Source organism: Terribacillus sp. DMT04, assembly GCF_019056395.1.
Lineage (GTDB): Bacteria > Bacillota > Bacilli > Bacillales > Amphibacillaceae > Terribacillus > Terribacillus aidingensis_A.
On record NZ_CP077639.1, the window covers coordinates 2,998,123 to 3,010,779 of the forward strand.

Consider the following 12,657-nt stretch of genomic DNA (forward strand, 5'->3'; position numbering starts at 1 on the left):
CAGCTCTCCCACACCGAACTTGCTATAATTCTCTGCAATCTGCTTAGCTGCCGTTTCTACGAAAAGCAAGACGGGTAGATTACGGATAGCTTATTTCTTAAAAGGGTGATTTAAATGAACTTACAGTCTATCGCTTTAATCGTTATCTTAATAGGCGTGCTCCAAGCAATTCTCATAATGCTTGATTTTCGCAGCCATCGCCAGATGATGAAGATTATGTATCTCGTTTGGCCGTTAATGGGTGTTTACTTTCCGTTTATCGGTATTTGGGCTTATTATAAGATTGGCCGTAAAGATAGTATGGCAAAAGGGCAGGATATGGATGGCGACATGCATCATGCTGACAAGCCATTTTGGCAGCAAGTTTTTGTTTCCACCACACACTGCAGCGGCGGTTGTGCTTTAGGTGACATGATTGGCGCTCCAATCGTATTTTGGACAGGCTTTACAATTGCAGGAAGTACGTTGTATGCGGATTATGCAGTAGAGTTTATCCTTGCCTTCCTATTTGGTATTCTCTTTCAATACTTTGGTATGGGAATGAGTAAGAAAAAAGACAGTCATATTACAGATGCAGTCAAGACAGATGCGCTTTCTTTAATTGCATTTGAAATAGGGATGTTTGGCTTTATGTATGTAGCGCACACCATCATCTTCAACGGCTTGCACCCAAACAGCTTCCTCTTCTGGTTTATGATGCAAATCGCTATGATTGTCGGCTTTGCAACAAGCTATCCAGTCAATTGGATTATGGTGCGAAAAGGTATAAAGCATAGTATGTAAGAAGAAGAGACTGGGACATAACTGTTTAAGCTATATAAAGATCCAAACAATACTGCTTTTAATTGCAGTATTGTTTGGATCTTTTCCATTGTGAGAGCAGCGCTTCGTAAATACACTCCGCTTTCCTGCGGGAGTCTCCGTGTATTTCCTATGCTGATTCTTGTTATGATAACCCTTACTAGTGTAGACAGAATACGTAGACTCCTCGAAAATAAAAAGCGATTTTCTTGTCGGCGTCTACTTCAAAAGCCATTCTTGTCCGATGATAAGAGCTAAATTTGGAAAGCAGCAGCCGTCTGAGGGCTACATGAAAAAGTATTAATATAGTCATCGTTCGTTTTTAGGATAAATTAATCTTGTTTTGTCCCGGCCTCTTCTTCTGTTTACGCAGATTTCTCTTTTAGCTTTTTCATCTCTTCCACCCAGACCTCGACTTCTTCCCGTATCTCTTTCTGACGTGCATCTACCGCATCAATTTTATCCTGCTCCAACCCGCTTAGTTCTTCCTGCGCAGTAGTAAAACGTTCCTGGATTAATCGCATCACTTTATCTTGCATCTCTCCAGAAATAATCTCATCTTCTGATAGTTTGGCAAGTGCAGCTTCATACCGCTCTTCTTCATTTCGCATGATATTCGCTACCTTGTCGAGCTCTTTGCGCTGCCGTTTATATTCATCAAGTACTTCCCAGCTATTTGGCGGAATATTAACCGGCGCCCACACAAGATCAATTGTGGATGGCAGCCATTCATACTCGATTGTTGTCTGCAAATCTTCTGCACTATCCGCGCGGTAGTATTCACCTGTTCCTGCTTCTGCTACTTTAACCAGCTGGTCTTCGGATTCTTCATCGACATTAAAACCAATAACATTTACAATACCTGATTCCTCGCTTGCCGCCTGCTCAGCCGCCTTAATAGGATCACCGCCGCACGTATCTTTCCCATCACTTACGATATAAATTGCTGTATCTCCTTCTAAGGAACTGCTTTTCTTAGCTGCAAATTCTATTGCACCTGCGAGCGGCGTCCACCCTTTTGCGACAATTGCTTCTGCTGCTTCTGTAAACTCTTCTGCATCATAAGCACCAGAGGGGTACAATTCTTCAATGCCATTACAAGATAATTCCATATCTGAATCTGATTCCGATCCTTTATGGCCGTATACTATTAGTGAGACATTACTGGAGCTTCCAAGCGTCTTCGCAAAACTCTTCACCGCATCTTTCGCTATTCGCATTTTCTGCTCCCCATCTACTTCCAGAAGCATACTTGAGCTGGCATCCAGCAAAATGATACTATTCTCAACTGCAGGATCTGCTTCCTTATCTGCTGCTTCTGGCCGCGGCAAATAAGGATCCTCAAAGGAAGGCTGCAATGCTTCAGCTGCTTCAATTGTTTCTTTATAAGAAGGACTTCCTAAAGAAGCAATCAGCGCTCTATGTAAAGTCTCTGGATTATTATCTTCCTTTATTACGTCTTTCAAATACGGAATTGCTGCATCAACAGCATCCTCAGAAACATCTTTATCAGCATCTGCTGTATCTTCTGAAATAGATGCAGCAACGCGGCCGGCTGGCTGCTTCTTCAGATCCGGCAGTGTGCCATTTGTGCTCAAATTGTTAAGTGTATCCATATCAACTGTCTTTGTCTCAGCCGTTTCTTTGCTCACTCGCTCAGCATTTGATGGTTCATCTGATGCACTATTCGTACTGCATCCAACTAAAAAACAAGTGATACCTAAGATCAAATACACAAATCTTTTTTTCATGGGCGCAACTCCTCTCTATCATCACTAATCCCCAATAAAAGCAGGCAGTAGCTGATTATTACCCTTCCACTTGCTCCACAATTGAATGTCCGTGCGACTCGTCATCATACATCCATTCCCACTGCTCATATAATCGAATTCGGCCGTCCGGCAAGATTTCTGGTGTCGACAAACACTGCCCGCTGCGCAGTTCACCTTGTTCATTAATGTGATGATAACGAAATCGAAGTTTGCCATCCGGATCTACCAGACCAATTAGCCTGCCTTCTAGAATTGAACCGCCATGATAAGCTGCTGTAAGGATTTGACCTTCCTGTCGGTAATGAAAAGTCGTCTGACTAGATACTTCCCCGTTGTCCGAATTAGCAACAGCACGAAATATCAAATTATGATAATTCATTTTGACTCTCCACGCTTAACCGTTTCCGCGCGCGCTCCGCACGCGCTTTCGCTTCCTCAACTGTGTCTGCAGCTGATAAAACAACTGCAACACGACGCCCGACAGTTGCCGTCGGTTTGCGGAACACTCTAATTTGGGTTTCCGGTTCTTGCAGCGCTTCCCGTATACCGGAAATATGGTAGGATTCAAGTGCTGCATCGGCCTTCAATGGGCTTGTGGCACCAGGCTGCATTAGCTTTATCTCTGTGATTGGCAACCCCAGGATTGCGCGAATATGCAAAGCAAATTGAGACAGCTGCTGTGTCGCCATTGTCACCATACCAGTATCATGCGGCCGAGGCGAAACTTCACTAAAGTATACTTTGTCATCAGCAAGGAAAAGCTCTACGCCGAACAATCCATATCCGCCTAGTCCTGCTGTCACTCGTTCAGCTATTTCCTGCGCCTCCTCCAGCTGCGCATCTGTCAGTGGATGCGGCTGCCAGGAAGCTATATAATCGCCATTCTCTTGCTCATGCCCAATCGGTGCACAGAAGTACGTTCCGTTCACAGCTCTAACGGTTAACAGTGTGATTTCTGCATCAAAACGAATAAACTCTTCCACAATGACACGCGGTTTCTGTACTCTGCCTCCTTCCATCGCCATCTGCCAGCTTGTCTCGATATCTTCTTTGCTTCGGCAAATGCTCTGCCCTTTGCCTGATGAACTCATTAACGGTTTAATCACACATGGAAACCCGATTTCTTCTACTGCTGCTTGAAATTCTTCATATGTATCAGCAAATTGGTAGGCAGCCGTTGGCACATCTAATGTTTCGGCAGCAAATCGACGTATACCTTCTCGATCCATCGTCAATTGTGCTGCTTTGGCCGTCGGCACGACATGGTATCCTTCTTTCTCTAACTCCACTAATTCATCTGTAGCAATAGCTTCAATTTCCGGAACGATAAAATCTGCTTTTTCCCATTCGAGAATCTGTCTTAGCTTACTAGCATCCAGCATATCAATCACATAGCTTCGATCTGCGACAGCCATTGCTGGTGCTCCGTCGTATCGATCCACTGCAATCGTCTCAAGTCCAAGCCGCTGCGCTTCCAGTACAACTTCTTTTCCTAATTCTCCTGATCCAAGTAAGAGCATTTTCTTCGTTTGAAACATCTGTTCGCCTCCTGAAAATTTTGCAGCCATAATTCAGCTTTATCTGATATGCTTATGTTACCATGCCTGTACAAATCAGGTAATCCGTAACTGTATTTCTAGGAGGAAAAAAGTGTTCTCGTTCATTGATATTCCTGGTATCCACCTTATCTATACGATTATCAGCATTTTGCTTCTGAGTGTCCTTACTTTGGTCGTGTTATATGTGAGTCAGCATATGATGCGGACAAGAGTAACTGCCTGGAAGGTAGTCATGGTGTCTGCCTTGGCAGGTGTGAGCGGTACATTGGCAACATTCTTATTTATCTTATCAATTGACGCCAATCAACTGCAGTACGCGCCGACGCTATTTTTTCTCGTCAGTTTTCTCGTAAGCGCGGTGGGCGGTGCTATCACATTGCGTATGATTCGTATTCCAATTGAAAATACACAATATAACTTGCTGCTCAGCGTCTTATTAGCTGTCATTATTTATGCGCTCCATATCTTCACACCGTTGGCCTTGTATACAGATCGAATGGATATTAATCCAGCCGAAGTGGTTGTCACGATTGCACTGACTCAATCCACAGTCTTCTCTTTGTTCCGTTTTTTGAACATGTACACAAATAGAAGGCAAATAAAATGGAGTAAATTCACTTTGTTAGCAGGAAGCTTCCTGACTGGTGTTGCTGTAGTTGGGTTAGGTTACAGCATTCTCGCGGCCTTTGTTTCTTCTTCATCTGCTGAAGATGACGGGCTGTTATTTTTGCTGCCTGTAGGTATTATCTTGTTTATAAATATATTCCTAACCGTTATACCACTGTTTTACAGAAACCGGACATTGCTGACGATGCATCAGCTCTATCAATCCTTATTTGATGACAATCCTTATGCAGTCTTCGCTGTTGAAGCGGACAATACAATTCAGCATGCAAATAAGAAAAGTACGCATGTAACAGGCTTTGATAATGATGCTATTCCATGCTTGGATGCCGCATCTTTATTTCCTGATAAAGAAACTTTTCAGGAGAACCTTACAATTCTTAAAAGCGGCAGCCCCCAGCAATGGGATACCAAGCTCGTCCAGCGTTCAGGTAAGCACATTGATGTACATGTGACCGGTATACCGACAATTATTAGGCAGCAGGTTGTCGGCTACTTTCTCGTAATGAAAGATACATCTCAAACAAAAGAAACTGCAAAACAAATACAATTTCTTGCTTATCATGATGATTTAACCAGACTGCCGAATCGCCGCTTAATGCAGCAGACCATGCAGCAATATACAAAGAAGCACAAGCCGTTCAGTATTATGCTCATTGATTATGACCTTTTCAAACGGATAAATGACATTTTCGGCCATTCCTTTGGTGATGAAGTTCTGATGGAAACGGCCGATCGACTGACGAAAATTCTTGATGGCAGCGGTACTGTCCACCGGGTCGGCGGTGATGAGTTCCTGCTGATTGTTCCAGGTGAGCCGACTACTCAAATCGCGCAAGCAATTGTTAATAAGTTCCAGCAGCCAATGCGTATTCAAGAATACGAACTCGTCTTACAAGCTAGCATCGGAATTGCTTCCTATCCGGCAGATGCAGAGGATATGGATAATCTATATAAATATGCCGATATTGCGATGTACCAAACAAAAGAGAACGGCGGCAACGGCTATACAGTCTTTCAGCAAGAAATGGCAGAGAAACAAGTACTTCGATTTGAGATAGAACACGAATTACAGAAAGCGATTGAGACGAAAGCATTCGACTTGTACTTCCAGCCTAAATTCCATAGTTTCAAACGAAACATAACAGGAGCTGAAGTACTGCTTCGCTGGAACCATTCAGAGCGCGGTTTTATACCACCAAATGTCTTCATCCCCATCGCTGAAGAAAGCGGCCTAATCGTTGAAATAGAACGAAGTGTCATTGAACGTGTTATGGCTTGTTTGGCAGATTGGGAACAGGCAGCAGATCATGAAACGCCACGTATTTCCATTAACGTATCTGTCAGCACTTTTCTGCAGGATGATTTCTCCACCTTCTTCTGTGACCGTCTGCAGCACTACAATATTTCAGGTTCTTTACTGGAACTTGAGATTACCGAACGTGTTGTCATGCAAAATGAAACGAAAATCAATATGATTTTGCAGAAGCTGCGGGAGACAGGTGTCCGAATTAGTATTGATGACTTTGGTACCGGCTACAGCTCCTTGAGTTATTTGGATAAGCTCCAGGTCGATATTCTCAAGATTGATCAAACGTTTATCCAGCACATTCAGCACAACCAGACAATTGTTGCTGCCATTCAATCATTGGCTGATAACTTACAGCTTCACACCATTGCCGAAGGTGTCGAAACCGAAGAACAGCTAAAAAAACTCCGTTTACTCGGCTGCACAGAGGTGCAAGGCTACCTATTCTCCAAGCCGCTGCCGCAAGCTGACTTTGAAGCTTCCTATATTGAGAAGATACCCGCCGAGCATTAAGTCTGCGGGTATTTTGTATAAGCATTTGCTTGTTCCCGCATACTAATAGCCAATACCTTAAGAGGATGTGGATTTTGTGCGGACGTATGCAAACAGAAAAGCAATCCTGCTTTGTATAGCAGCAATACTTATCTTTGTCTCCCCTCTGTTTTTACTTGGAGATCAAGCTCATATCCGCGTCCACGATAATCTTGACTCCAACTTGGCGTGGTATAAGGTACTCGCCGAAAGCGGCCAGTTATTTGGCGGAGTTCACGCCGTTATTCCTCAGATAATTAGCGGTTTGCCGAGAGACGCACTTGGTACCGAATGGACACTTATCGTTTGGCTGCACACCTGGTTTCCGACAATGACAGCTTATGCTATCAGCCAGCTGCTCACAAGACTGGTCGCTTTTCTAGGTATGTATTTGCTGCTTCGTACGCACATAATCCGGAATGAGAAAGCACATTGGATTGTTGCTTTCGTATCACTTGCTTTTGCGCTCACACCTTTTTGGCCCTCAGGAATGCTCAGTACAATGGGGCATCCTTTAGCGCTGTGGGCTTTCCTGTCTATACGTGCTCAGAAAGCCACTTGGAAACATTGGGTTGTCATTACACTGCTTCCCTTCTATGCGAGTTTCGTACTTGGCTTTTTCTTTTTCCTCGCTCTGATGGGAATCATCTGGCTAGTCGATGTCATTCGTTATCGGCGTTTAAATTTGTTTTTTTTGATCAGCATTGTGTGGATGACAGCTGTGTTCCTCGCGACAGATTATCGACTCGTCTACACAATGATTGCAGGGTCCGAGACGATGCATCGGGTGGAGTTCGTCTCTTCCAGACAAGATTTTTCGCAAACGCTTCGTTTATTTCAGAAAAACTTTTTACTAGGTCACAACCACGTGATGACGCTCCATACACTTGTCATTCTTCCTGGGCTCGCGATTGCACTGCTGCTTGTTCTTTTCACAAAGAGACGCACAAGACCAATGCATATCTATCTAGGCCTGACGGGATTAAACCTGCTCCTCTCCTTTTGGTATGCGCTGTGGTTCAACAAGATATGGAAGTTCCCAAAAGAACATGTCGATCTGTTATCTGCGTTTAACTTTGCTCGCTTCCATTTTTTGCGCCCACTCGTCATCTACATTAGTTTCGGCTTAGCTTGTTATTTGTTATGGCAGCTTGGCAGACGAAGCGTTCGCGGATTAGTTTATGTACTTCTTTGCCTGCAGCTCGTCGTATTGGCTTTATCAAATGAAGAGATTGTTTACCGCTATAAGCAAGCTCCTTCAGTTGGAGAATTTTATGCCGTCGAACAGTTTCAGGAGATCCGCGATTATATTGGACTGCCGCAAAGCGCTTATAAAGTAGCAAGTATTGGCCTGCATCCTGCCATCGCGCAATATAACGGGTTTTATACAGTAGATACATACAATAACATCATTCCACTTGCGTACAAGCATCAATTCCGCGAAGTAATTGCTGATGAACTTGCAAAAGACAAACAATTAAAACGTTATTTTGATGAGTGGGGCAGCCGCTTATACATCTATTCTGCAGAGTTAGGCAAACACTATGACTTCCGTAAGCATTCGAGCAAGACTATCCAAAGTCTCGAGTTAAACACGCTCGCATTACACGATTTAGGCGGTAACTTTATCCTATCTTCCGTTCCGATTGAGAACGCTGCAGCTAACAACCTGCAATTCGAGCAAAGTTTCGATCATCCTGATTCAGCGTGGCGTATCCATCTGTACCGGGTGCAATCAAAGGAGGGAATGCATTGACTTCTTCATTACCTGTACTGACTTTAGTAATTCCTTGCTATAACGAAGAAGCAATATTGACTGATACATGCGCGAAGCTTAGTTCTACATTGGCTTCCCTAATGGTAGAACAGCTCATCTCACCAGCAAGCACCATCCTCTTCGTTGATGATGGCAGCAAAGATCATACGTGGCAGCTGATTAAAATCGAGCACCTAGCCAACCGGCTCGTTACCGGTATTAAACTAGCGTCTAACGCTGGTCATCAGCGCGCACTTCTTGCTGGTATGATGCATGCCAGACATTATGCAGACTGTGTTATCACACTGGATGCTGATCTGCAAGATGACATCTCCGTGATTCGTACATTCGTACTGCGTTACTTGGAAGGATATGAAATTGTATACGGCGTCCGTAACAATCGAGCCTCCGATACTCGTTTTAAGCGCAATACTGCCGCCCTTTTTTACCGGTTCATGGATACGCTTGGCATCCGGTTAATCTCAAATCATGCTGACTATCGGCTGCTGAACAAGCGAGCGTTAGATGAGCTAAGCCGTTATGGGGAATCTAAATTATTTCTGCGTGGCATCATTCCGCAGATCGGATTCAAGTCCGACATCGTTCCTTATGAAAGAAAACGGCGTCTGGCCGGGGAAACAAAATATCCGCTCAAGAAAATGCTTAGCTTTGCCTTTGAAGGAATTACATCTTTCAGTGTCGCACCAATTCGGTTGATAGCTGCAATTGGTTTCACACTATTTTTAGTCAGTATGCTTGCGGCTTGTTATGCGGCTTTTCAGAAGTTATTCGGTGATCCTGACGCTGGCTGGACATCTTTAATTATCTCTATATGGCTTCTGGGCGGTCTCCAATTGATGGCAATTGGGATTATTGGTGAATATATTGGTACTATTTTTGCAGAAGTAAAAAAACGCCCTCTGTATTCGATTGATTCTAAGTTGGAGCAAATACATTCAATAAGCACACCAAAATTTACAAAGACTTAACATTTTTTTGCATTAGGTCAGCTTTTCTGTTAGAATAGCTTACAAACAGGATACCCCCAAAATATTTCTGTTTGTTTGCTGCTGTGTGCTCAGCAGCATGAAAAAAGCCACTCTTTTGAGTGGCTTTTTTGCTTTGTCTCTATTCTTGTTAATCTCCGCTAATCCGTGATTCCCTCGCGGCTTCTGTCTGCTTTTCTACATAACTGCTGTACTTTTTATGCCAAAACTTGATGGATACTATATAAAGAATGATATTGGCAACAACAAGAACAGCAACTGATGGCCAGAACCAGTTTGACACAGCAGCATGCTCATAAGCTAAGCCAATTGGCGAGAAGACCACGTAAACAAGTAAGATAGCCATAATTAATGTAATGGAAGCAGGAATAGCATGCTTCCAAGGAACCAGATGATCTTCCCCACTTTCCGCATAAAAGACCGGCTTGATTGTTTGAAGTGGTTTCGCCTTTGCCATAATTAGCATAAAGGCTACTTCGATTGCGAGTAAGATGCCATATACATGGATATAATTGATTCCTGGATCCCAATCGAATATCTGTCGGAATCCCCAAACCATCATGTAATACGCAATAACATGGAATCCAATAACCACTTTTGCTGCAATAGAAGGAATTCGCTTGAAAAGCATCCCCATTAAAACAATAACAAGGATTGGAATATTAAAGAATCCTGTAAATTGGCGGATTAAGTTCCATAATCCATTAGGTGCATACATCAAGAATGGTGCAACAAAGAAGGATACGAGCGCAATGAAAATGCCGAGTATCTTGCTGACCTTGATAAGTTTATCGTCAGAAGCTTCCGGATTGAAGACAGGTTTGTAAATATCAAGCACAAGCAGCGTTGCCACACTGTTTAGTATGGAGTTAAAGCTGCTTAAAACCGCCCCAAATAGTACAGCAAGAAAGAATCCCAGCATCCAAATCGGCAGCACGTCGCTAACTAAAGTCGGGTAACTCAAATCGCTATCTCGGATAGAATCACCATACATATGGAATGCAATAAGACCGGGAAGGAGCATGAAAATCGGTACTAATAGTTTGAGATAACCAGTGAACAGGACACCTTTTTGTCCTTCTGCAAGGTTTTTCGCACCTAGTGCACGCTGAATAACATATTGATTCAGTGCCCAATAGAACAGGTTAGCAAATATAATACCTGTAAAAATAGAAAAGAATGGAACATTATCATCACTGCTGCCGATAGCATTTAGTTTCTCAGGGCTATTTTGAACAATATGCTTCATCCCCTGGACCATACTCCCATCACCAAGCATGATAAATCCAAGTATTGGAACAAGAAAACCGATAATAACAAGTCCAATTCCATTCAGAGTATCGGATACTGCTACAGCGCGTAATCCTCCGAAAATAGCATAAATTGCCCCAATAATACCAACGAACCAAATTGTCAGCCACAATGCCTGCGTATATGTAATGTTAAGAAGTTCAGGAAGATCGAATAACTGAAGGACGGCTACCCCACCTGAATAGAGCATAGAAGGTATTGTTACACACATATAGCCCAGAAGGAAAAGAATTACTGTCATACGGCGTACTGTTTCATCATAGCGCTTGCTCAAAAATTCTGGTACTGTCGAAATACCAATACCCAGAAACTTCGGGAGCAGGAAAATAGCCATGATGATGGCAGCCAGACCAGCTGTTACTTCCCACGCCATCCCTGACATGTTATTTGCAAAACTCTGGCCATTTAAACCAATTAGCTGTTCGGCAGATAGATTGGTTAACACAAGTGATCCGGCAATGAACACACCTGTTAAACCGCGACCAGCTAAGAAGTATTCATCAGCTGTACCTACATTTCCCTTTGTCATGTAATATGATACCGCTGCCACTAATGCCATAAAAATAGCGCAAGTAACCAGGATAAAGATAATTTCACCAATACTGAACATGTGATCACCCTTTATGTAGAAGATAGGCCTGAAAACTACCTAGGCATCTATTAAGTAACCTATTTCTTGTATTGGGAAACCTGTTTTTACAAATTTGTATGCACTATCACTAATTCTATTGCGTTCGAACATACGCCAGCTCATACGTATTCTCATCTTGTAACGCCATCCAAGCTAACTCCAGCTGCAGCGCATCACGAATCTGTTCTTTTGCTTGCTGAACAGGAAGCAGTGTGTTCACAGCTGTTAAAGCATGTGGTAATCTATCGATGATGCACTCTCTAATAAGACCTGTATACATACCTACATGAATGCTAGCTGTAACGGCATCGACGATATAACCGTCCCATACATACTGAAACTGAAAAATATAGGTTGGCTCTAGTTCGTCCTCTATTGCCGCATCGGCAGCCATTTCGGCACCAGCTAATTTCCACTGGTCCCACGGCTTCTCTTCCTCAGCAACATGGGATAAAAATCGGATTGCTTGCAGCTGCAGCCCCTCTTGCGTTATCAAAACGCCTTTCTGCCACGGCGTAGAGCCAGAATAGAAGATCACTTCCTCATTTTTACGAACAGCAATCTGATCTGTTATATCTTCTGCGCTATGTGTTTCAACTAGCTCTTTTTCTGCCCATAGCTGCAAGCCTTCTTCTTGGTAATACTTAATAAAGGTATTATCCAGTCCCATTAAAGTAGCCCAATCTCCACTCGCTTCAGGTTCTTCTATATCCGTCAAAACAGGCGGCAATTCACTGTACAATACAGTTCCATCCGCACGAACTCCAATTGCTTGATCGAAAAGCTGATAAACAGCAGCTCCATCTGCCACTGTTAAAACAACTGGTGACTCTTCCAGCAGATTCTCCTTGGCAGCTGAAACGGACACCAACTTCTTACTATCAAGCAGTGTATACGTATGCTTATACAATTGCGCTGCCGTAATATAGCCAGAACGATGTACTTCAACAGTCAGTCCTGCGCCTGGGATTGGCAATTGATACTTGGAATCAGATTCTTCCAAACGAATAACAGTACGATCCTCGAATGCCTCTAGTTGGACTGTCTGGTTCGCTTCTGGATAGAAAACGGATGCAAACTGTCTTGCTGCCAATACTGCTTCTGTTCCTTCTGTAGCAGGCAGCTCCACATTCAAATCAAATCCGATTAACTGACCATCAGCATCCAGGTCAACGATACCGCACCGCTCTCTATTTTCTGATAAAAGAAGCAGCGTGTTATCCGCTTCCTCAACCTGTATGAATGGAGGAAGAAATTGCTTTAAATGATCTATTAGTTCTTTCATAATTAACTCCTTTGTCTTCTGCTTTCTTGCTAACATTATGGCACAAAAACAAAAAGACACACAACAGCGGC

Annotated in this window: 9 protein-coding genes; 4 read left to right on the plus strand and 5 right to left on the minus strand. The window is 43.2% G+C overall.

Translation table 11 applies throughout. The annotated features are described in order from the left end of the window. The first annotated feature begins 114 nt into the window (after positions 1 to 114). Positions 115 to 783 (plus strand): DUF4396 domain-containing protein, encoded by a 669-nt coding sequence (locus KS242_RS15525; RefSeq protein ID WP_217322164.1) that lies wholly within the window; start codon positions 115 to 117, stop codon positions 781 to 783. A 383-nt stretch (positions 784 to 1,166) separates the two neighbouring features. Here the strand turns inward: KS242_RS15525 and KS242_RS15530 are convergent, their stop codons facing one another. From KS242_RS15530 to purT, 3 genes are read right to left on the minus strand one after another with little or no spacing between them, the layout of a single operon-like run. Next, positions 1,167 to 2,552 (minus strand): vWA domain-containing protein, encoded by a 1,386-nt coding sequence (locus tag KS242_RS15530; protein ID WP_217322165.1) that lies wholly within the window; start codon positions 2,550 to 2,552, stop codon positions 1,167 to 1,169. 58 nt (positions 2,553 to 2,610) lie between these two features. Beyond that, positions 2,611 to 2,952, minus strand: coding sequence for an avidin-fold protein (locus KS242_RS15535; protein WP_217322166.1), 342 nt, complete (start codon positions 2,950 to 2,952; stop codon positions 2,611 to 2,613). Further along, positions 2,939 to 4,111 (minus strand): formate-dependent phosphoribosylglycinamide formyltransferase, encoded by a 1,173-nt coding sequence (purT, locus tag KS242_RS15540; protein ID WP_217322167.1) that lies wholly within the window; start codon positions 4,109 to 4,111, stop codon positions 2,939 to 2,941. Before purT ends, KS242_RS15535 begins: the two co-directional genes overlap by 14 nt. A 112-nt stretch (positions 4,112 to 4,223) precedes the next feature. Here purT and KS242_RS15545 point away from each other — a divergent pair, with 112 nt between their 5' ends. From KS242_RS15545 to KS242_RS15555, 3 genes are all read left to right on the plus strand, one after another. Then, complete coding sequence (locus tag KS242_RS15545; protein ID WP_217322168.1) at positions 4,224 to 6,578, plus strand: putative bifunctional diguanylate cyclase/phosphodiesterase; 2,355 nt, start codon at positions 4,224 to 4,226, stop codon at positions 6,576 to 6,578. Positions 6,579 to 6,645: 67 nt separating this feature from the next. Further along, positions 6,646 to 8,352 (plus strand): DUF6044 family protein, encoded by a 1,707-nt coding sequence (locus KS242_RS15550; RefSeq protein ID WP_371747560.1) that lies wholly within the window; start codon positions 6,646 to 6,648, stop codon positions 8,350 to 8,352. Further along, the gene (locus tag KS242_RS15555) at positions 8,349 to 9,341 is read left to right on the plus strand and encodes a glycosyltransferase family 2 protein (protein ID WP_217322170.1); all 993 of its coding nucleotides are present in this window, start codon (positions 8,349 to 8,351) and stop codon (positions 9,339 to 9,341) included. Before KS242_RS15550 ends, KS242_RS15555 begins: the two co-directional genes overlap by 4 nt. Positions 9,342 to 9,489: 148 nt before the next feature. On the opposite strand, the gene KS242_RS15560 is transcribed toward KS242_RS15555, so the two are convergent. Beyond that, complete coding sequence (locus tag KS242_RS15560; protein ID WP_217322171.1) at positions 9,490 to 11,280, minus strand: solute:sodium symporter family transporter; 1,791 nt, start codon at positions 11,278 to 11,280, stop codon at positions 9,490 to 9,492. Positions 11,281 to 11,395: 115 nt separating this feature from the next. After that, complete coding sequence (locus KS242_RS15565; protein WP_217322172.1) at positions 11,396 to 12,586, minus strand: hypothetical protein; 1,191 nt, start codon at positions 12,584 to 12,586, stop codon at positions 11,396 to 11,398. Between the last annotated feature and the right edge of the window lie 71 nt (positions 12,587 to 12,657).

Bases quoted from the DNA above. Each gene is read 5' to 3' on its own strand.
- KS242_RS15525 (WP_217322164.1), top strand. From the start codon at position 115: ATGAACTTACAGTCTATCGCTTTAATCGTTATCTTAATAGGCGTGCTC.
- KS242_RS15530 (WP_217322165.1), bottom strand. From the start codon at position 2,552: ATGAAAAAAAGATTTGTGTATTTGATCTTAGGTATCACTTGTTTTTTA.
- KS242_RS15535 (WP_217322166.1), bottom strand. From the start codon at position 2,952: ATGAATTATCATAATTTGATATTTCGTGCTGTTGCTAATTCGGACAAC.
- purT (WP_217322167.1), bottom strand. From the start codon at position 4,111: ATGTTTCAAACGAAGAAAATGCTCTTACTTGGATCAGGAGAATTAGGA.
- KS242_RS15560 (WP_217322171.1), bottom strand. From the start codon at position 11,280: ATGTTCAGTATTGGTGAAATTATCTTTATCCTGGTTACTTGCGCTATT.
- KS242_RS15565 (WP_217322172.1), bottom strand. From the start codon at position 12,586: ATGAAAGAACTAATAGATCATTTAAAGCAATTTCTTCCTCCATTCATA.